This is a genomic window from Aequorivita sp. CIP111184, assembly GCF_900489465.1.
Classification (GTDB): domain Bacteria; phylum Bacteroidota; class Bacteroidia; order Flavobacteriales; family Flavobacteriaceae; genus Aequorivita.
Window position 1 is genome coordinate 675,615 of sequence record NZ_UEFQ01000013.1, and the last position, 21,763, is coordinate 697,377.

Below are 21,763 nucleotides of genomic sequence, written 5' to 3' on the forward strand. Positions count from 1 at the left end.
AAAATGAGTTATTATAAAATAAACTATTTACTGAATATCCTGCACCAATAACCAAGCATCGGTATTTTCAACTCTTTGTATTTCGTGAAGCTTTTTCAAAGCCTCCATTCTATCTTCAAAACTTGCGTACAAAACTTGGTGAAGACCGTAACGAGTAGGTTCCATTTTTAAAGGTGAAAAACCTTTGTCGCGCAGTTGTTCCACTTTTTTATCTGCATTTTCTTCCTCCCGGTAAGCTCCCGCTACAATGTGGTACATTCCTGTATGCTTCGGAAGTTTTAAACTAAGAACCGGAAGCGGATTTTCAATAACAAAAGTAGCTTCCTGAATTTGGTTTTCTACAAGCGAATTTGCTTTCTGTCTTTCAGCGTAATTAAATTTCTGAACTTGACTTTCGTAAAGTTTCAAACTTCCAAAACCTATTGCCGAAATCGCAATAACCGCAATTGCAGCATATTTGAGATATGGCTTTGCTTCTCTTCTTTCTGGAGTAAAAAGAATTGGAGTCTTTTCTTCCAAAGATGCAACAGTTTCTTTGTAAACTTCACGACTTATTTTTGGCGAAATAAAAGAAGAAAGACCAAAAGATGAAGTGCTATAATTTTGCTGTTGTAAAGGTTCAAATTGAAGAGATTTTTCCTCGTTCAGCGAAAATTCACCAATATTTTTAAAGGAAATGGTTTTCCCCTCTGAAAGAGATATTGAGATTTCTGAAGTAAACTTTCTTATTTTTTGCAACGCGGTTTCATAACTACACTTTTCCACCGATGCCACATAATTGGCAAACAAACCGTCATTAGCCTGCAATTGTTTGTTGAAAGAAACAACTTTGGAGGGTGGATTGAACGTGTTTGTGGAATCGTCAATATGTGCAGATTTATAACGCGTAAGAAAAGCGCCAAACCCTGGAATAATCACACATTCGTAGCGGTAAAGCAGATCGGCTATGTAGGTTGTAAGTTGCATACTAACAAAATTAGCCTTTTTTAAAGGCAATCCAATTTTTGTTTTGGTAATTTATTAACAACTTAAAAATTTGTATTTTTAATGTTCCTCCCCGACTTTAATTTTCAAAGTTATGCTATCAAAAAACGAACTGCGCTATACCCTTGCGCTACAACGTATTCCAAACCTTGGGGATGTTTCAGCAAAAAAATTGCTACGGAAAATGGGTTCTGCGGAAGCAATTTTCAAAGAGAAAAAAAGTAATTTGGCTAAAATTGATGGCATCGGACTTTTACGGTTGAGGGAAATAAATCTGAAAAGACAATTGGAAGAAGCCGATTCAGAATTAATTTTTATTGAAAAGAATAAAATTGAATTTAGCTACTTCAAAGATAAAACTTATCCCGAAAAATTAAAGCACTGTTTGGATGGTCCAATATTGTTTTTCCACCGCGGAAATATAGATTTAGTTGGAAAAAAAATAATCAGCATCGTAGGTACCCGAAAAATTACTAGTTATGGCAACGCTTTTTGCCAAAATTTGATTGAGGAAATAGCACCGCTAAAGCCAGTAATAATATCAGGTTTGGCTTATGGCGTTGACATTTGCGCGCACAAGGCGGCTATAGAAAATAACTTGCAAAATATAGCTTGTTTGGCGCACGGGCTGAATCAAATGTATCCAAAAGACCATAAACGATACGCTCAGAAAATTGAAGAAAATGGAGGTTTTATAACTGAGTTTTGGAGTAGTGACACTTTTGATAGAAATAATTTTTTAAAAAGAAATCGAATAATTGCAGGACTTTCCGAAGCAACAATCGTTATAGAATCTGCAGAAAAAGGTGGGAGTTTGGTTACTGCAGATATCGCAAATTCATACAACCGTGAAGTTTTTGCGGTCCCAGGCAGGGCAACTGATATCCAAAGTCGTGGTTGTAACAATTTAATAAAGCAGCAAAAAGCACATTTACTTACTAGTGCTGCGGACATAATATATATGCTGGGTTGGGAACTGAAGGAAAATCAAAAGCCAAAACAGACCCAACTCTTTGTAGAACTGGACGAAGAAGAAAAAGTAATCTTCCAGTTTTTAAAGGAAAAGGAAAAAGAACTTTTAGACGTTATCGCATTGGAATGTAAAATTCCAGCTTATAAAACTGCTAGCATATTGATGAATATGGAGCTGAAAGGAGTTGTGCGCCCATTACCTGGAAAGTTGTTTCAGTTGGTTTGAAAAGGAATGTCATTTCGAACGCAGTCGAGAATTTTTAAATTATTTACAAAAATGAAGGTCTTAGTACGTTCTACTGGACATACGTAAAATTTAATACCCAACCTTTTCGCGTACTCTTTTCAAAACTTCATCAGCAACTTTTCGAGCCTTTTCAGCACCAGAAGTTAAAGCTGCGTCTATTTCAGGCAAATTTTCCATAAAATAGTTATAACGAGTACGCTCTTCCGAAAATTTTTCAGTTATCAGTTCAAACAAAGCTTGTTTTGCGTGGCCGTAACCGTAATTTCCACCTTCGTAATTTTTTCGCATCTGCGCCACTTCTTCTTTTGAACCCAATATTTTATAAAGCGCAAAAACATTGCAAGTATCTGGATTTTTTGGTTCTTCCAGTGGTGTGCTATCTGTTTCAATACCCATTACCTGCTTCCGAAGTTGTTTATCATTCAAAAAGATATTAATGATATTTCCTTTGGATTTGCTCATTTTGGCGCCATCCGTTCCCGGAATGTACATGGTTTCTTCCTGCACTTTTCCCATTGGCATAACAAAGGTTTCTCCCATTTGTGTGTGAAAACGTGAAGCAACATCGCGCGTTATTTCTATGTGCTGCATTTGGTCTTTCCCCACGGGAACAATTTCAGCATCATATAAAAGAATATCAGCAGCCATAAGCATTGGGTACGTAAAAAGGCCTGCATTCACATCTTCCAATCGGTCCGCTTTGTCCTTAAAAGAATGTGCTAGTGTCAATCTTTGGAATGGAAAAAAACAGCTCAAATACCAAGAAAGCTCAGCCGTTTGAGGCACATCACTTTGACGGTAAAATACAGCACGTTCAATGTCCAGCCCAAATGCTAACCAGGTTGCAGCAACACTATAGGTATTTGCGCGAAGGGTTTCGGCATTTTTTATCTGCGTCAATGAGTGCATATCTGCAATAAAAAGAAAGGAATCGTTTTTAAGGTTGTTTGCCATTTCAATGGCGGGAACGATTGCGCCTAATAGATTTCCGAGATGTGGCGTGCCGGTACTTTGTATTCCTGTGAGTATTCTGGACATTGTTTTAAAAAATTTAAGCAAAGGTACTTTTTTTGATTTATTCGCATCGTTCAAATCATTACTTTTGAACCTCGATGAAATTTTTTAAACAAATCTTTGCAACATTCTACCGTATTTGGTTCTATTTAATTATAGCATTTTTTACTATTTTACTTTTCCCATTTCTACTAATAAGTATTCTTAAGCATTCTTGGTATCCTTTCTTTTTTAAGGTTGCGCGAACTTGGTCTATATTAGTAATTTATGGCATCGGATGTTATCCGGTTATAAAACGCGACGTAAAATATGAAAAAGGCAAAAGCTATATGTTTGTTGCTAACCATACCTCAATGACGGATATTATGTTGATGTTTCATTCAACAAAAAATCCTTTTGTTTTTGTTGGAAAAAAGGAGTTGGCAAAGATTCCACTTTTCGGCTACATATATAAACGCACCTGTATTTTGGTAGATCGCGGAAATACAAAAAGTCGTGTTGAAGCTTTTAGAAGAGCGGAAATCCGTTTGAATGAAGGTTTAAGTGTCTGTATTTTTCCCGAAGGCGGCGTACCGGATGATCTTTCACTTTTGTTAGATGAATTTAAGGACGGTGCTTTCCGGCTTTCCATAGAACACCAAATTCCTATTGCGCCAATGACTTTTCACGATAATAAAAAAAGGTTTCCGTATTTTTTCTTTATAGGCGGTCCCGGCAAAATGCGAGTGAAAGTTCATAAACTCATATCTACTGCAAATTTGACTTTGGACAATAGAAAGGAATTGAAAAAAGAAACCAGAGATGTGATTCTGAATGAATTGCTAAATCCAACAGTTTAAAATAACTATTCGAAATAATGTCTAAATAAAAAACCGTCCTATGGCGAAGAACGGTTTTTTGCAATCATTTGTTTGAAGTATTTCAAACACATCCAACTAAAAACTAACCTAAAATTTGAAACTCAATCCACTGTAAACACCCAGATAATAAGGTTTAAAGTTTACAGAAGAATCGGTATACGGGTTGAGCTGGTATTTAAACATTGGCTCAATATTAAACGTAAATTTTTTGGACAGTTTATAGTCCAATCCCAGCCCGACGTTAGTTGAAAAACTTACCGAGGATAGGTTGTTGGCGTCTCCCAGCACGGTGTTATAATTATCTGCTTTTACTGAAATTTCATTATTGCCTAAAAATAAAGTACTTAAACCTCCAATAACATTTACGCCAATCTTATTGTTGATTATCGCGTATTTAAGCTCAACAGGTACTTCGTAATAATTTAAATTCTGAATAAGTCTTGCGTCTCCCTGAGTTGATTTTGGATTAATATTTCCAAATTCACTGGAAGGAGCGGCATTGGCAAATGAACCTTTATCGGCTACGGTAACAACCACTTGCCTTGAGCCATAATCCACAGTACTTAAGGCGACGGCAACAGGTCCAGAGCCCACTTCAATGCCTGTGGTGCTATAGCTTAAATCTACATTATTAAGTCCGGTTCTAACACTCCAACGATTGTTTAAAGCATAACTAACTTGAACGCCGTAACTCATATTAACATCCCCTTTTTGTGGATTATCCGCAAAACTTGGGTCTATGGAAGAGCCGTTGCCAAGACTGCTATAATATACTGGCGCTACATTTGGCGCTACATTCCAGCGATGTTCGAGTTTTTGTTTTTTTGTTTCTTCTGAATTTGTTTCCTCTTTTTCTTCAGCAATAGCATCAAAGATTGATTTTTTGTTTTGAGACTCTTGGGATACTTCAGTTTCGGTTTTTACTAAACTTTTTTCAGTATCTTCTTTTATCCTTTTTTCGTTAGCAATAACCTCTTCTTTGTTTTTCTCGAAAATATCTTTGTCTTTTTTAATAAGGCTCTCTTTATCTCCTTTTACGTTATTGTCAGAATTATTTTTTTCTGAAGAATTATTTGAAATTGCGACTGCTTCCTTCAAATCATTTTTCGAAATATTCTTTTCAGAATAATTATTTTGGGAATTTGATATCTCTTTTAAATTCTTCTTTTCCGAATCATTTGAGGCAATCACATTGCCGTCTGTTTTTTTAGAAGAATTAATCAAACCTTTATTTGAAGTTTCTGTTTCGTCTTTAATTTTTGAAGAATTATTGGCTGAATTATTCAAATTCTGCGTTGATTCATTATGAAGCGTTTTTTCCTGCGAAGCAACTTGCGTTTCATTAGCTTCTTTTACTATTTCAGAATTTTTCTCTTTTAATTTGTTTTCTATTTTTATAACGTTTTCGTCACTAATGGAAGGTGTTTCAACATTTGAGGAATTGTAAACCCAATTTCCCACTGAAAGCAACAAGGCAATTAATGCGGCAACACCGCCAAGTTTTATCCAAAGTGGAATAACCTTACGCTCTTTTTTCTCCTTTTTTAGCTCCGCTTGAATCTTTTCCCAAACGCGCGGCGAAGGGGTTGCTTCAAAATTTTTGAAGCCTTCGTTAAAAATGTTGTCTATGTTTTTCTTTTCTTTCATTGGGAATCCCCCGCAAAGAGCAGGGGTTCTTTTTTTCAATCTAAATAATCAAATAATGCCTTAAGTGTTATATTTTGCATTATACTCTTCAATTCTGTTTTTTAAAATTATTCTGGCACGTGCCAGATTTGATTTAGACGTTCCATCGCTGATTCCTAACATTTCGGCAATTTCTTTATGTTGATAGCCGTCCATTACATACATACTGAAAACCATTCGGTATCTATCTGGAAGCTCCTGTACAATTTTCAACAGAAAATCCAGAGGAATTTCGTCGCTTTCAATTTCAGTATCTTCTTCATCTTCAATCTGTCCTTCATCAACAATTTTAAAGGTGCGTTGTTTTCGATATTTCTGAAGAACAGTGTTTACGGTTACCCGTTTCATCCAACCTTCAAAAGAACCTTTGCCGTTATACTGCTCAACTTTTTTAAAAATAGTAAGAAACGCATCTTGCAAATTGTCTTCTGCTTCAGCATAATTTGGAGAATATCGAAGACAAATGGCGAATAAAATTCTATTGTATTTTGTATACAATTCGCCCTGCGCCTTTGCATCGTGTTTCTTGCATTGTATGATGAGCTCGTCTAAAGTCAAATGCGGTACCGTGAATTATTGTTCTGTTGTAAATACCTCCTTTATTTTAGAGGGCAACCGTAATAATCAAGGTTCCTACATTCTGTAGATACCAGTGTATCAAAAGGGTTGCGTGGTTTGCTAAAAATTATTTACTTATTGCCGCAATAGCGTCTTTGATTTTCTTTTCCAGTTCATCCATTAATTCTGGATTGTCCAAAAGAAGTGCTTTTACAGCATCACGCCCTTGACCAAGTTTGGTTTCATCATAGCTGAACCATGACCCAGCTTTTTTTACAATTTCAAAGTCAACACCAAGGTCAATAATTTCACCAACTTTAGAAATTCCTTGGCCATACATAATATCGAATTCCGCTTGTTTAAAAGGTGGCGCCACCTTATTTTTAACCACTTTCACGCGGGTTTTGTTCCCCATCGCATTACTATCGCTATCTTTTATTTGTGTAGAGCGGCGAATGTCTAAACGCACAGATGCATAGAACTTTAAAGCATTTCCACCTGTGGTGGTTTCTGGGTTTCCGAACATTACACCAATTTTTTCACGCAATTGATTAATGAAGATTACAGTACATTTTGTTTTGCTGATAGAACCTGTAAGTTTTCGGAGTGCTTGACTCATCAAACGCGCGTGAAGTCCCATTTTGCTATCGCCCATTTCGCCTTCTATTTCACTTTTTGGCGTTAAGGCTGCAACAGAGTCAATAACCACGATATCTATTGCGCCGCTTCGGATTAAGTTATCGGCAATTTCCAAAGCTTGCTCGCCGTTGTCGGGTTGTGAAATGATGAGGTTTTCAATATCCACTCCCAACTTTTCAGCATAACCACGGTCGAAAGCATGTTCTGCATCGATAAAAGCAGCAATTCCGCCTTTTTTCTGTGCTTCTGCCATCGCATGCAGTGTTAAAGTTGTTTTACCCGAAGATTCCGGGCCGTATATTTCAATAACCCTTCCGCGAGGATAACCGCCAACTCCCAGAGCAACATCCAAGCCAAGTGAACCAGTTGGAATTACATCCACATCTTCAACGGCGCTATCGCCCATTTTCATCACGGTTCCTTTGCCGTAGGTCTTGTCTAGTTTATCGAGAGTAAGCTTTAAAGCTTTTAGTTTTGCGTCTTTTTCAGTGCTCATTTTCAGTATTTTTTATGATGGAAATTTAAGTAGCTAAGATACTATTTCTTTGTGCTTGGGGCAAAAGTAAAATATAGGGGAGAGAGAATTTTTGTTAACAAAATAAACCTGAAAATACTTGTTCAAGCAAAGCCGAAATGCAATTTATAACTAATGCGTTTCAAATATACTAAACCGGCCATTTATCATTATTTTATGAATTTGGCATTATTCCTTTATAAATTTTTTAATAGTTTTATTACCCTCTTTATCTTCAATATTTAAAAAATAAATGCCTTTTGATAGTTGGGAAACATCTACGGAGATTTCTTTTTCAAATTCTAAATTTTTAGTAATCAAAAGCTTACCTTCTATATTTAAAATTTTGAGATTTAGATTTCCTGCTTTGCTTGCTGAGTTTAATACCAGTTTTTCTTTAACGGGATTGGGATAAATTGAAATCTGCTTTACATTAAATTCTGATATGGATAAAGGCTCGTTACTATAATAAGCAATATCACCATCGGGATTTGTTATTTCCAGTAAATTGATGGTGCCGTTTGTAGTTATTGTATATCCAAAAGGATTTCTTGCCTCACCAGAGTTTTGATATAAAATTGAAAAATAATCATCATTAAAATTTTGGAGTTGTTGATCAGTGCAAAAACCTAACAGGAAAAGAGGGTAATCTTCAAAGGATAATTCTGTGTTTTGATTATCATAGGTAACGGCTACATTAATTGCATCACAATAGCTAGAAGAAAATTTAAAAGGATTTTCTGTAAATGTGTGAGAATTAGGATAACCACCATTCGGCGGCAGATAATCTGTATTGTCAATATTTAATTTTTGCAAATACCAAGGATTCTCAAAAAGTTGTGGGTCTTGCGCCGAACAAATTGAAACGGTAAATAGAAAGATTAAAAAATATAATTGCTTCATATCCAAAAATTTATTACAATATAAACCAAACAACCTTTTTATGCAACAGGGTTTTTCCCCTTTTTTCAAAAAAACCCTTACTTTTGCAACTTAAATCAATTCTTTTCACCTAAAAAAGTATAGCATGCAACTGTACAATAAATTAAGTGCAAGAGAGAGGGAAACACTTTTGGAACAGGCCGGCGAGGAACGGCTTACCCTTTCTTTTTATCAATACGCCAAAATTGGCAATCCACATCTTTTCCGCAACCACCTTTTTGTTTCTTGGCACGAACAAGATGTGCTGGGTCGTATTTATGTAGCTCACGAAGGCATCAATGCCCAACTTTCCGTTCCAGCGAAACGATTTAAAGACTTTAAGGAATTTCTGGACGGCATTCATTTTTTGAAAGATGTGCGTTTGAATATTGCTATTGAGCAAGATTTGAAATCTTTCTTAAAATTGAAAGTAAAAGTGCGCGATAAAATTGTTGCCGATGGTTTGAACGACGAAACCTTTGATGTTACTAACAAGGGAATTCACGTGGACGCCCTAAAATTCAACGAACTCATTGAAGATCCGAATGTGGTTTTAGTTGATATGCGAAACCATTACGAAAGTGAAATAGGCCATTTTAAAAACGCCGTAACGCCCGATGTTGATACGTTTCGTGATTCGTTGGATATAATAGAAGAAGATTTAAAAGACCACAAAGAAGATAAAAAATTGTTGATGTACTGCACGGGTGGTATCCGTTGTGAAAAAGCCAGCGCATACTACAAACACAAAGGTTTTAAAAATGTGTTTCAGCTGGAAGGCGGTATTATTGAATATGCACGCCAAGTTGAAAATCAAGGTTTGGAAAATAAATTCATAGGAAAAAACTTCGTCTTTGACCATCGCCGTGGCGAACGAATTACTGAAGATATAATTAGCCACTGCCACCAATGCGGCGAAGCTTGCGACACACATACAAACTGCGCAAACGAAGCCTGCCATTTACTATTTATTCAATGTGAAAAATGCGCCGTTGCAATGGAAAGTTGTTGTAGTGATGAATGCATCGAAATAATCCATTTGCCCGAAGAAGAGCAAAAAAGACTTCGACAAGGCATTCCTAATAGCAACAAGATTTTTAAAAAAGGACGTTCGGAAAAGTTGAAGTTCAAAAAGTAGTTTGAAGATGGAAGAGGGGAAGTTGAAAGCTATTAACTTAAAATCGTAAATCGCGAATTCAAAATCGTAAATTTTATTGGTATCTTTACTGATTAAATTTTTTGTTTAATTTTTCGTCCCTCTTCGTTTTGAATAGGGCTTTATATATAGAATTATGAGCTGTACCAGCTGTGCCACGGGCGCCAACGGACAGCCAAAGGGATGCAAGAACAATGGTACTTGCGGAACAGATGGCTGTAACAAACTGACGGTGTTCGACTGGCTTTCAAATATGTCACTTCCTGCCAATATGGAACCCTTCAATGCGGTGGAAGTACGCTTTAAAAACGGAAGAAAGGAGTTCTTCCAGAATCCAGAAAATCTTACTTTAAGTATTGGCGACGTTATAGCAACAGAAGCTTCGCCAGGCCACGATATTGGAATTGTAACGCTTACCGGAGAATTGGTGCGTGTACAAATGAAAAAGAAAAAGACTCCTTTAAAAGTGGAAGCGCTTCCTAAAATCTACCGTAAAGCTTCGCAGAAAGATATTGATATTTGGCAAGGCGTTCGTGATAAAGAGGCTGATGTGCAAAAACGTTCACGCGAGATTGCCATTCGCCACGGACTACAGATGAAGATTAGTGATGTTGAATTTCAAGGCGATGCTTCAAAAGTTATATTTTATTACACCGCTGAAGAGCGTGTTGATTTCCGTGAATTAATAAAAGAATTTGCCCGAACATTCAATACACGTATTGAAATGAAACAAGTTGGTTTCCGTCAGGAAGCTGCTCGTTTGGGGGGTATTGGTAGTTGTGGCCGCGAACTTTGTTGTTCCACTTGGTTAACAGATTTTCGTTCAGTGAATACTTCCGCAGCACGCTATCAGCAACTTTCATTAAATCCCCAAAAACTTGCGGGACAATGTGGAAAATTGAAATGCTGCTTAAATTATGAATTGGATACTTATTTGGAAGCATTGGAGTCTTTCCCCAGTATGGAGACAAAACTTCAGACTGAAAAAGGATATGCCACTTGTCAAAAAATAGATATTTTTAAGGGTCTGCTTTGGTACGCCTATGAAAAGGAATTTATGAATTGGCATGAACTGACCGCCGAAAAAGCTAATGAAATTATAGAGTTAAACAAAAAAGGCAAAAAGCCAATGGCACTTGAGGAATTTATAGTTGAAGTTCCTAAAGCAGAGAAAGAACCGTACAGCAACGTTGTTGGCCAAGATAGTTTAACGCGCTTTGACCAACCTAAGCAAAAAAACAAAAAACGCCGAAATAAAAGCCGAAATAAAGGACCAGTTGAAGCTACCGCTGGAAATGCTTCCAAAAATAATCCTAAGGGCAATTCTTCAAAAAAGTCAGGACATAAACCTGGAAATCAAAACAGAAATAGAAAGCCTACCAAAAATGAATAAGTTAGTGGCATTTTTTTTGTTGTCTGTGATGTTCGTATCGTGCGAATCAAACACCGTTTTTAGTGAAACACAGTCAATGGAAGATTATTGGGGCGCAGGTGAGGTGGTTGAATTCAAACTTCCGCAGATGGATTCCCTTAAAAATTACAATCTGTTTTTAAATATTCGAAATACGAACGATTACAAGTTCAATAATATATTCTTAATAGTTTCAATGAATTTCCCTCACGGTAAAACTGTAACGGACACCCTTGAATACCGAATGGCAAATCCGGATGGTTCTTGGATGGGCCAAGGCATTGGGGACATAAAGGAAAACAAGCTCTGGTATAAAGAGCACGTACAGTTTTTTGAAGAAGGAAATTACACCGTAGATATAGCACAGGCAATGCGCAATAATGGCGCAGTGGAAGGCGTTACAAAACTCGAAGGCATTACAGATGTTGGTTTCAGTGTTGAAGAAGCCGTCAAACAGTAAAAAAAATATGGCAACAAAAAAAGCAGCCCCTAAAAAGAAAAAGCAGAATGATCTAGGCCATCATGTCAAAACCTTTTGGAAGATTTTCGCAGGTTTTATACTTGTGGTTATTTTGTTTTTCCTATTAGCATCGTGGGGAGTTTTCGGAAGTCTTCCAGATGAAACCAGTCTTGAAAACCCAGAGAAAAATCTCGCTACCGAAATCATTTCTTCAGATGGAAAAACGCTTGGAAAATTCTATAAAGAAAACAGGACTCCGGTTTCTTTTGATTCTTTGCCAGACCATTTAGTAAACGCTTTGATAGCTACTGAAGATGCACGTTTTTACGATCACTCCGGAATTGACGGTAGAGGAACTTTACGCGCCGTTGCATTTTTAGGCACACGTGGTGGGGCAAGTACTATTACCCAACAATTAGCTAAATTGTTTTTTACGGATCAAAGAGCGTCAAATAAAGTAGAACGAGTTCTTCAAAAAATAAAAGAATGGATTATTGCTATCCGTCTGGAACGTCGTTATACAAAAGAAGAAATAATCACGATGTATTTCAATGAATACGATTTTCTAAATCAAGCTGTAGGTATAGAGAGTGCTGCAAATATTTATTTTGACAAACCTCCTTCACAATTAACCACTGCGGAAGCTGCAATGCTAGTTGGGATGTTCAAAAACTCCTCTCTTTTTAATCCTAATCGGCGTCCAGAACTGGTGCGCGAAAGAAGGAACGTTGTGTTGGCCCAAATGGAGAAGTACGATTATATTTCAGAAACAGTAATGGATTCACTTCAAGCGCTTCCCTTAAACTTAAAATTTACACCCCAAGGGCATGATGAAGGAATCGCAACATATTTCCGAGAATACGCTCGTAACTTTATGGAAGATTGGATTAAGGAACATCCAAAACCAGATGGCAGTAAATACAATATTTATCAAGATGGATTGAAAGTATATGTAACAATAGATAGTAAAATGCAGGAATATGCCGAAACTGCGGTAAAAAAACATATGGCCCATCTGCAAGAAACCTTTGACGACCAAAATAAAAACAATAAAACAGCCCCTTTCCGTGATATTACGGAAGAAGAAACAACGGGGATCTTAAATTCTGCTATGCGAAAAAGCGATCGCTGGCGTGAAATGAAAAAACAAGGCCTGGACGAAGCAGAAATAATACAAAGCTTTAAAAAGAAAGTACCTATGCGAGTTTTTTCTTGGAAAGGTGATATTGACACTATAATGACACCTATGGATTCCATCCGTTACCATAAATCTTTCCTTCAGGCGGCAATGATGTCCATGACTCCACAGACAGGCGAGGTGAAAGCTTGGGTGGGCGGTATAGACTATAAACACTATAAATATGATATGGTAAAGACAGGCAGGCGCCAAATAGGCTCCACTTTCAAACCATTCGTATATGCTACAGCCATAGATCAAATGCACATGTCACCATGTGATACTTTGCCAAACACCCTTTACACAATTCCCGCGGGCAGACACAATTTAATAAAACCTTGGACTCCAAAAAATTCAGGTGGTAGCTATGGAGGAATGGTAACTCTTAAATATGCACTTGCAAATTCCATTAACACGATCACCGCAAGATTGATAGACCGTGTGGGCCCAGAACCAGTAATTGATTTAGTAAAGAAAATGGGAGTTAACACTGAAAATATGCCAGCAGTACCATCAATCGCACTTGGAACACCAGATGTTTCGGTTTACGAAATGGTTGGTGCGTATAGCACTTTCGCAAATGAAGGGGTTTACGTTGAACCTATACTTATTCAAAGAATTGAGGACAAAAATGGAACGGTCCTTTATCAAAATGTGCCAAAAACAAAAGACGTTATAAGTAATGAAACCGCGTACGTAACTGTTAGCTTAATGGAAGGCGTAACGCAGTCTGGATCTGGTTCTCGATTGAGAGGAACTTGGGCAGTGAATTCTCCTATTTATAAAAATGCAGTTACTGGATATCCATATAATTTTACGAATCCTATTGCTGGTAAAACTGGAACAACCCAAAACAATAGCGATGGTTGGTTTATGGGTATGGTTCCGAATCTTGTTACTGGAGTATGGGTAGGTGGTGATGACCGCGCAACCCATTTTGGCTCTATTAGTTATGGACAGGGAGCTACAATGGCTTTGCCTATTTGGGGTATGTATATGAAGAGCTGTTATGCTGATAAGGATTTGGACGTTTCAACAGGAAACTTTAAACGTCCTGCAAACCTTTCTATTGAAACAGATTGCTCCAAGTGGCGCGAAGGAAATCCTGATGTTGAAGAAATCCCGGATGAGTTCGATTTTTAATAAAATTCTTTTTTAATAAAGACGAACCTCACAAGTTTTTGACAACCTGTGAGGTTTTTTTATAGTTTGAAATTTCGTAATTTTCAAAAAATTTAAAAAATGATAAAAAAGACAGTTGCAAACGTTCGTGAAGCCTGTGAAGGTATTAAGGACGAAATGACTTTTATGTTGGGAGGTTTTGGTCTTTGTGGTATTCCCGAAAATATTATAGGTGAATTGGTTCGAAAAAATATCCAAAACGTGACGTGTATTTCAAACAATGCAGGTGTAGATGATTTTGGTCTAGGCCTTTTGTTGAAGAAGCACCAAATAAAGAAAATGATCTCTTCATATGTAGGTGAAAATGCCGAATTCGAGCGCCAAATGCTAAGTGGAGAGATGGAGGTGGAACTGATTCCACAGGGTACGTTGGCACAAAGATGTGAAGCAGCCCGAAGCGGCATACCAGCATTTTACACACCTGCAGGTTACGGAACTGAAGTGGCCGAAGGAAAGGAAACCCGAGAATTTCACGGAAAAATGTATGTAATGGAAAAAGCCTTTGAAGCAGATTTTTCCTTTGTAAAAGCTTGGAAAGGCGACGAAGCAGGAAATCTTATCTTTAAGGGAACGGCCAGAAATTTTAACCCTGCAATGTGCGGTGCTGGTAAAATTACAGTTGCTGAAGTGGAAGAATTAGTTCCTGTTGGCGAATTGGACCCCAATCAAATTCATATTCCAGGAATCTTTATCCAAAGGATATTCCAAGGAGAAAAGTATGAAAAGAGAATTGAGCAACTAACGGTTAGAAAAAGAAACTAATGGCACTTTCAAAAGAACAAATAGCACAACGAATTGCAAAAGAAGTTAAAGACGGATACTACGTTAATTTGGGAATAGGAATTCCAACATTGGTAGCCAACTTTGTGCGAGATGATATAAGCGTGGAATTTCAAAGCGAAAACGGGATCCTTGGAATGGGCCCATTTCCTTTTGAAGGCGAAGAAGACCCAGATTTAATTAATGCCGGGAAGCAAACAATCACCGCATTGCCCGGCGCATCTTTTTTTGACTCTACAATGAGTTTTGGAATGATCCGGGGCCAACACGTTGATTTAACAATACTCGGAGCTATGGAAGTTTCTCAAAATGGTGACATTGCCAATTGGAAAATTCCAGGAAAAATGGTTAAAGGAATGGGTGGGGCAATGGATTTGGTCGCCTCCGCCGAAAACATTATTGTAGCTATGATGCACACCAATCGTGATGGAGAATCTAAATTATTAAAGGAATGTAGCTTGCCACTAACGGGTGTAAAATGCGTAAAAAAAATAGTTACAAACCTCGCCGTACTCGAAATAATTGATGGAAAATTTCACCTACTTGAAAGGGCACCAGGAATATCAGTGGAAGAAATTATAAAAGCTACAGAGGGAGATTTAATAGTAAACGGCAATATTATAGAGATGAAATTTTAAAAAAACAACCAATTTGATATTTTAAAAACCTTGATTTTCAAGGTTTTTTTATGTTAAAAAGTCGGTAAAAAGAGCCCATATGTTAAAATATAGTGTATTTCATCGAATTTATGTGCTTTTTATCGCTTAGTATCGAAAATGTTTACATCTTAGCAGTCCCAAATCTTACCAACTTAACCTCATATGGAAAAAGTATTTAGATCATTTAAAAGCACAAAAGAATTGGTACTAAATGTGCTTTTCATTTTTAAGAAAGTGTTTTTATTGGTCTAATCTTTTTTTATGGTTGTTTATGCCCCAAATCTGTCATAAACACAGATAAATTATTAAACCCGTTCTTCGTGAGGTTAGAACGGGTTTTTTTATTCACTTTTTAAAATCTTTAAATTCCCTTCGGAATTGCCTCAATAAGCTTTTTTGAATACGCTGTTTGTGGATTTTCATAGATTTCATCCGCATCTCCCAATTCCTCAATTTTTCCTTTATTCATAACCAATAGCTGGTCTGCCATATATTTTACTACTGCCAAATCATGTGATATGAATATATAGGTAAAACCAAAGTCATTTTTTAGTTCATTGAGTAGATTTAAAACCTGGGCTTGTACCGAAATATCCAATGCAGAGACCGATTCGTCACAAATAACCAATTTTGGTTCCACGACAATCGTTCGCGCTATACCAACGCGCTGCCGCTGTCCGCCTGAAAGCTCGTGAGGGTAACGATAAAAGTAGCTTTCGTCTAAACCTACTCTTTCAAGCAGTGAAAGAACACGCTCCTTTCTTTCTTTTTTTGATTTTCCTAAGCTGTGAACTTCCATAGGTTCCATTAAAGCTTGGCCTATCATTAAACGTGGATTTAGAGACGAATACGGATCCTGAAAAATAATCTGTATTTCCTTTCGAAGGTTTCTAATTTCACTTTTGGAAAGTGTGGTAAGTTCCTTTCCTCTATATTTTATACTTCCCGCCGTCGCTTTTTCAAGTTGAAGAATTGTTCTACCCAAGGTAGATTTTCCACAACCAGATTCGCCCACAAGTCCCAACGTTTCGCCTTCAAAAACTGAAAAGCTAACATCATCCACCGCTTTTACAATTTCTTTTTTTGAAAAAATTCCCACATTACTGAGATACTGTTTTTCCAAATTGATGATTTCAAGTATCGGCTTTTGAGTATAAATATTTTTATGTCTTTTTGCGCGTTCAACAGGTTTCACTTCGCGCGGAACAAAACTTTTATCGGCAATGGATGCAATGGTTGGCAATTTTGCCAAACGAACATTTAATGAAGGCCGCGATTCCAGAAGTGCTTTTGTATATTCTGCCTTTGGAGTTTTAAATATTTCAGAAGTAGTAGCTTTTTCAACAATCTCACCTTTATACATTACCACAACTTTATCAGCAATTTCGGAAACCAAACTCAAATCGTGTGATATGAAAAGCATTGACATCTTTGTTTCTTCTTGGATGGATTTTAAGAGAGAGATAATCTCCTTTTGAACGGTTACATCAAGAGCAGTGGTGGGTTCGTCAGCAATTAGCAGTTTAGGTTTGCAGGCAATTGCCATTGCAATCATTACCCGCTGCATTTGTCCGCCGCTTATTTGGTGCGGATAACTGTTGAAAATCTCTTTAGGTCGAGGCAATTTTACTTTTTCAAATAATAAAATTGTTTCCTTTTTAGCTTCGGAAGCGTTCATTTTTAAATGAAGGCGAATTATTTCTGAAACCTGAAAACCACATTTTAAAGACGGATTGAGCGCACTCATAGGTTCCTGAAAAATCATGGCTATTTCCTTTCCACGTATTTTTTGGAATTCTTTCTCATTCACTTTGAGTAAATTTTTTTCTTCAAAAAGAATGTTTCCGGATAGATTCGATTGTTTTTTTGGAAATAAACCCATAATGGCAAGTGACGTAACAGATTTTCCAGAACCTGATTCGCCTACAATTCCCAAAATTTCATTTCTAAATACTTCAAACGAAATTGAATGCACTACCTCAATGCTGCTTTCCTTATTTCCGAAGGATACGGACAGTTTTTCAACTGATAATAATGGCTCATTTTTCATCAATTCAAAGATAATACAATCAGATGGACTAAAACTTTAACTGTAGTTCATCGAATATAATTTCATTTAATCGATATTTTTTGTTCTTTTAAGTGTTTTTAACAAAACAACAAACTTTTTATTCACTAAATCTTACATTATTATGAAAAAAATTAACAAGATCGTTATTCTTCTTTCACTCCTAATTTTTGGTTTTTCAGTAGCAGTTTCTGCCCAAAACAAAAAAGATGAAAAGAAAAACGTAAAGCAACCCCCAAGTCTAGTGGTTTTTGATGCCTCACAATCTTATTCTCTTCAAAATTCTACACAAATTTTTAAAGAAGTTTTAAATCCATCCTCCCTAACTTCTTTCACAACGCTAAAACAAGAACAAGATCCGTTAGGGTTTACACACAAAAAAATGCAACAGTACTTTAACGGTGTTAAAGTGGAGTTTGCAACCGTTACGTTGAGTAGTAAAAACGGAACCTTACAGTCTTTAAATTCTGCTTATTTTCCTATTGCTGAAGATTTTAGTGTAACTTCATCAATAAGTAATTCACAAGCTTTAAATAGTGCAATTGCTCATGTAGGAGCAACAAAATATATGTGGCAGAATGCTTCTGAAGCTGCATTAGCTGATAATTATAAAAAACCGACGGGAGAGTTGGTAATTATTCCAGCTGTTAAAAATATTTCTGAAACAAACCGACTTGCTTATAAATTCGACATTTATGCTACAGCACCTCTTTACAGAGCAGATGTATATATTGATGCCAAAACGGGTCAATTTATTATGGAGAATAAAAGAATCCATGATGCCAATGTGCCCGCAACAGGAACAAGCCTCTATAATGGCACTGTATCTTTTACTGCGGACAATGCGTCTGGCCCATACAGGTTACGCCAAACTGCAGACGGTGGTGGTATCCAAACGTTTGATTTGAACAATAGCACCAACTATAACAGCGCAGTTGATGTTACTAGCAATTCAACAAACTTTACTTCAAATCCAACGGGGGTTCAAGCTCATTTTGGTGCTGAGAAAACTTATAAATATTATTCTCAGAAGTATGGTAGAAATTCATATAACAATACTGGAGGCGTTATTAAATCATACGTTAGCTATTCTAGTAATTACGTGAACGCTTTTTGGGATGGAACCCGAATGACTTATGGTGATGGCGATGGTACAAATTATGGACCTTTAGTTTCCTTGGATATTTGTGGTCACGAAATTACCCACGGAGTTACAGAATACTCTGCAAATTTGGTTTATAGTTACCAATCTGGAGCTTTGAATGAATCATTCTCAGATATATTTGGTGAATCTATTGAGAAATTTGCATCTGGAAGCAATGACTGGCTAATGGGTGATGATATTGGTGCTGGCGGAAGCGGTGGCGCCCTTCGTTCTATGAGCAACCCTAATGCCTATGGCGATCCAGATACTTATTTAGGAACAAATTGGTACTCTGGTTCAGGTGATTCTGGAGGAGTTCACACAAACTCTGGAGTGCAAAATTTTTGGTATTATGTATTGAGCGTAGGTAAAAGCGGTACCAATGATAAAGGTGACAGCTATAATGTAACAGGAATTGGAATGGACAAAGCAGGTGCTATAGCATATAGAAACCTTACTGTTTATTTAAATTCAAATTCACAATATAGTGATGCAAGAAATGGTGCTATTCAAGCTGCAAAAGATTTATACGGTGCAGGAAGTGCCGAAGAAATTGCAACTACAAACGCTTGGTACGCAGTAGGTGTTGGAGCTGCTTATGGCGGTGGCGGTGGCGGAAGCGATTATTGTGCCTCTCAAGGAAATAGCGTGAATGATGAATACATAAGCCGTGTACAACTAAACACTATAAACAATGCTTCAGGTGCTCAGCTTTATTCTGATTTTACAAGTATCTCTACTTCTTTGAGTGAAGGTTCAACCTATACTGTTACAGTTACTCCAACTTGGACGGGTACAGTTTACAGTGAAGGTTATGCAGTATGGATTGACTATAACGGTGATAAAGATTTTGGTGATGCTGGCGAATTGGTTTGGTCCAAAGCCGCTTCTACCAATACTACTAATAGTGGATCATTTACAGTGCCTTCTGGAACCGTGGGAGGAGAAACAAGAATGCGAGTATCTATGAAATACAATGGAATTCCAACTTCTTGCGAAACATTCAGTTATGGTGAAGTTGAAGATTATACCATTAATTTAGGTGGTGCAGGACCAGATACACAGGCCCCTACGGCACCTTCAAATTTAGTAGCCTCAAATGTTACGCAGACTACACTTTCACTATCGTGGAATGCTTCTACAGATAATGTGGGTGTAACAGGTTACGATGTTTTTCAAGGCACTACAAACATTGGAAGTGTAACTGGAACCTCGGCTAGTATCACAAGCCTAACAGCTTCGACCGCATATTCTTTTAAAGTGCGTGCGCATGATGCTGCCGGTAATAATTCAGGGTACAGCAATATAGTGAGTGTCACTACTCCGTCAAATTCTGTTACCTATTGTACTTCAAAAGGAAACAATACGAACGACGAGTATATTGACAGAGTTCAGCTTGGAAGTATCAATAATCTTTCTGGGAATAACAGTGGTTATGCAGATTTCACAAGTATATCAACAACATTGTCAAAAGGAAGTAGTAATACCATAACCATAACACCAAGATGGACCGGCACGGTTTATAACGAAGCGTATGGGGTATGGATTGACTATAACCAAGATGGTGATTTCAGCGATGCTGGAGAGCAGGTTTATACACGTTCCCGCACCAAATCTACACCAATTTCAGGAAGCTTTACAGTGCCCACATCAGCACTTAACGGTGCAACTAGAATGCGAGTTTCTATGAAGTATAACGCAAATCCCACCCCATGTGAAACTTTTACCTATGGAGAAGTGGAAGATTATACCGTTATTATTGGAAGTGGAGCAGCATCACAAGGATTTACTGAAGGCAACGGTTTTGCATCTTTAGAAATGACCCTTTATCCAAATCCTGCAAAACAAACTTTGAATATTTCATTGCTTGATGCAACTGGTAAAGAATATGTAATCTATAATGTAATGGGACAAGTTGTAAGTAAAGGTGCTTTCACCGAAATTTTAGATGTTTCAACATTGCAAAGTGGTGTTTATATGATTGAAGTAAATACCGAAGCAAACAAAATAATGAAACGTTTTGTAAAAGAATAGTTAGTTAATATTGATAGTTAGAGAGGCCCGTTTCAATTTTGAAACGGGCCTCTTCTTTTTATAAAAAATATTTTAAAGTCTATAAGGGGTCGCCCACTTTAATATCACACCTGTGTCCTGGCTGGCCGTGGGGTGGATTGATGCCATTCCCAGAAATTGAAGCAGGAACTTGATTGGTTTTATTTATAGCAGGTGCAGAGTTTGAACTTTCAGAAGTTCCGTTTAAAGGTGCTCCCACAGGAATGTCACAGCGATGCCCCGGTTGTCCGTGAGCTGGGTTCATAGCCAAATCACCACTTATAGAGGTTGTATTTGTTGTTGGAGCCACATTTTGAAGGGCTTGTTTTTTCTGCTCAAGTGTTGCCTCTTGCGTTTTGTTTATTGGTTCTTCCGCAGTCGCCGCTTTATCTTTACAGGATATAAAAAATGGAGCCGAAGCAAGTAAGACTATTAAAAATGATTTTGGATTGAATCTTGGGATTGTCATAGAAGTAGCTATTTAATTATGACCGATAAATCTACTAAAAATTAAGTAGAAAACCACATTCAGAGATTTCTTCCGAAGAAAAAAATTTACACAGAAAGTATTTCGTCTTCATCTAAAATGGCTTCATTCCTAAGGCGTAAAAGAATTTGGGCTACGGTAACCGTATCCTTTTCACAATAAATTACGATTCTGTCAATATCTTTTTCTTCGTAAAAAACGCTGCGCACTTGGCTGCCATCAATATCATCTTTCGGGGAAGGAATTCCCAAAACATGAGCCATTAACTTAAGAGAAGTAAAAGTTTTGTAATCACCAAACTTCCAAAGTTCCAGTGTGTCTAAATGTGGAACTTCCCAAGGTTTTTTTCCGAAGAGATCTAATTTAAAGGGAATGTCGATTCCATTTATTATCATTCTCCGTGCAATGTATGGGAAGTCAAATTCCTTTCCATTGTGAGCACAAAGCACATGATGAGGTTTGTTGAAGTGTGTTTCCAAAAGACTTTTAAAATCCTTTAAAATTTTCACCTCATCCCCGTGAAAGCTGGTTACACGAAAATTTCTAACCTCGCCCTTCATCACAAAATAACCTACAGATATGCATACAATTTTTCCAAATTCTGCCCAAATGCCAGCACGTTCGTAAAAGTCTTCCGCTGAAATATCATCCTTTCTTTGGTATTGGCTTTTCAGCTCCCAAAGCGTTTTGGAAGCATCGTCCAATTCGCTATAATTTTCGTGTTGTGGAACAGTTTCGATATCCAAAAAGAGGATATGTTCCAAGTTTATACGCTTAATCATATTTTGAAAA

The 21,763-nt window shown here is 37.2% G+C and carries 18 protein-coding genes; 9 read left to right on the plus strand and 9 right to left on the minus strand.

Annotation, left to right across the window (positions count from 1 at the left end):
* Positions 1-27: 27 nt before the first annotated feature.
* Complete coding sequence (locus AEQU1_RS03225) at positions 28-966, minus strand: SPOR domain-containing protein (RefSeq protein WP_111879042.1); 939 nt, start codon at positions 964-966, stop codon at positions 28-30.
* A gap of 112 nt (positions 967-1,078) precedes the next feature.
* Between AEQU1_RS03225 and dprA the strand changes: the two genes are divergently transcribed.
* Entirely contained in the window at positions 1,079-2,182 is a 1,104-nt protein-coding gene (gene dprA / locus AEQU1_RS03230) for a DNA-processing protein DprA (RefSeq protein WP_111878721.1), read from the plus strand.
* 90 nt (positions 2,183-2,272) lie between these two features.
* On the opposite strand, the gene trpS is transcribed toward dprA, so the two are convergent.
* Positions 2,273-3,241: a tryptophan--tRNA ligase gene (trpS, locus tag AEQU1_RS03235; RefSeq protein ID WP_111879044.1), complete on the minus strand. Its 969-nt coding sequence runs from the start codon at positions 3,239-3,241 to the stop codon at positions 2,273-2,275.
* 74 nt (positions 3,242-3,315) lie between these two features.
* On the opposite strand from trpS, the gene AEQU1_RS03240 reads away from it, so the two are divergent.
* Positions 3,316-4,056 carry a 1-acyl-sn-glycerol-3-phosphate acyltransferase gene (locus tag AEQU1_RS03240; protein WP_111878723.1) on the plus strand — a complete coding sequence of 247 codons (741 nt, stop codon included), beginning with the start codon at positions 3,316-3,318 and terminating at the stop codon, positions 4,054-4,056.
* 108 nt (positions 4,057-4,164) lie between these two features.
* On the opposite strand, the gene AEQU1_RS03245 is transcribed toward AEQU1_RS03240, so the two are convergent.
* The 4 genes from AEQU1_RS03245 to AEQU1_RS03260 all read right to left on the minus strand — a co-directional run bounded on the left by AEQU1_RS03245 (position 4,165) and on the right by AEQU1_RS03260 (position 8,446).
* On the minus strand, positions 4,165-5,763 hold the full coding sequence (locus AEQU1_RS03245; protein ID WP_146743710.1) for an outer membrane beta-barrel protein: 1,599 nt from the start codon (positions 5,761-5,763) through the stop codon (positions 4,165-4,167).
* Between the two features lie 21 nt (positions 5,764-5,784).
* Positions 5,785-6,321: an RNA polymerase sigma factor gene (locus AEQU1_RS03250; protein ID WP_111878725.1), complete on the minus strand. Its 537-nt coding sequence runs from the start codon at positions 6,319-6,321 to the stop codon at positions 5,785-5,787.
* A 127-nt stretch (positions 6,322-6,448) separates the two neighbouring features.
* Positions 6,449-7,456 (minus strand): recombinase RecA, encoded by a 1,008-nt coding sequence (gene recA / locus AEQU1_RS03255; RefSeq protein WP_111878726.1) that lies wholly within the window; start codon positions 7,454-7,456, stop codon positions 6,449-6,451.
* Positions 7,457-7,663: 207 nt separating this feature from the next.
* Positions 7,664-8,446 (minus strand): T9SS type A sorting domain-containing protein, encoded by a 783-nt coding sequence (locus tag AEQU1_RS03260; protein ID WP_146743711.1) that lies wholly within the window; start codon positions 8,444-8,446, stop codon positions 7,664-7,666.
* A 55-nt stretch (positions 8,447-8,501) separates the two neighbouring features.
* On the opposite strand from AEQU1_RS03260, the gene AEQU1_RS03265 reads away from it, so the two are divergent.
* The 6 genes from AEQU1_RS03265 to AEQU1_RS03290 all read left to right on the plus strand — a co-directional run bounded on the left by AEQU1_RS03265 (position 8,502) and on the right by AEQU1_RS03290 (position 15,199).
* Positions 8,502-9,533, plus strand: a complete 1,032-nt coding sequence (locus tag AEQU1_RS03265; RefSeq protein ID WP_111878729.1) for a rhodanese-related sulfurtransferase — start codon at positions 8,502-8,504, stop codon at positions 9,531-9,533.
* A gap of 154 nt (positions 9,534-9,687) precedes the next feature.
* Positions 9,688-10,944, plus strand: coding sequence for a regulatory iron-sulfur-containing complex subunit RicT (locus tag AEQU1_RS03270; RefSeq protein ID WP_111878730.1), 1,257 nt, complete (start codon positions 9,688-9,690; stop codon positions 10,942-10,944).
* Entirely contained in the window at positions 10,937-11,422 is a 486-nt protein-coding gene (locus AEQU1_RS03275) for a gliding motility lipoprotein GldH (protein WP_111878731.1), read from the plus strand. The genes AEQU1_RS03270 and AEQU1_RS03275 overlap by 8 nt, the downstream gene beginning before the upstream one ends.
* A 7-nt stretch (positions 11,423-11,429) precedes the next feature.
* Positions 11,430-13,742, plus strand: a complete 2,313-nt coding sequence (locus tag AEQU1_RS03280) for a penicillin-binding protein 1A (protein WP_111878733.1) — start codon at positions 11,430-11,432, stop codon at positions 13,740-13,742.
* A 99-nt stretch (positions 13,743-13,841) separates the two neighbouring features.
* The gene (locus AEQU1_RS03285; protein WP_111878734.1) at positions 13,842-14,543 is read left to right on the plus strand and encodes a CoA transferase subunit A; all 702 of its coding nucleotides are present in this window, start codon (positions 13,842-13,844) and stop codon (positions 14,541-14,543) included.
* Positions 14,543-15,199 carry a CoA transferase subunit B gene (locus AEQU1_RS03290; RefSeq protein WP_111878735.1) on the plus strand — a complete coding sequence of 219 codons (657 nt, stop codon included), beginning with the start codon at positions 14,543-14,545 and terminating at the stop codon, positions 15,197-15,199. Before AEQU1_RS03285 ends, AEQU1_RS03290 begins: the two co-directional genes overlap by 1 nt.
* Positions 15,200-15,581: 382 nt before the next feature.
* Here AEQU1_RS03290 and AEQU1_RS03295 read toward each other — a convergent pair whose 3' ends face one another.
* Complete coding sequence (locus AEQU1_RS03295) at positions 15,582-17,270, minus strand: ABC transporter ATP-binding protein (protein ID WP_111878736.1); 1,689 nt, start codon at positions 17,268-17,270, stop codon at positions 15,582-15,584.
* A gap of 142 nt (positions 17,271-17,412) precedes the next feature.
* Between AEQU1_RS03295 and AEQU1_RS03300 the strand changes: the two genes are divergently transcribed.
* A complete protein-coding gene (locus AEQU1_RS03300; RefSeq protein WP_111878737.1) occupies positions 17,413-20,466 on the plus strand; it encodes a M4 family metallopeptidase in 3,054 nt (1,017 codons plus the stop codon).
* Between the two features lie 79 nt (positions 20,467-20,545).
* On the opposite strand, the gene AEQU1_RS03305 is transcribed toward AEQU1_RS03300, so the two are convergent.
* Together AEQU1_RS03305 and AEQU1_RS03310 are read right to left on the minus strand one after the other, a co-directional pair.
* Entirely contained in the window at positions 20,546-20,953 is a 408-nt protein-coding gene (locus tag AEQU1_RS03305) for a hypothetical protein (RefSeq protein ID WP_181566695.1), read from the minus strand.
* 86 nt (positions 20,954-21,039) lie between these two features.
* Positions 21,040-21,753: a 3'-5' exonuclease gene (locus AEQU1_RS03310; RefSeq protein WP_111878739.1), complete on the minus strand. Its 714-nt coding sequence runs from the start codon at positions 21,751-21,753 to the stop codon at positions 21,040-21,042.
* Between the last annotated feature and the right edge of the window lie 10 nt (positions 21,754-21,763).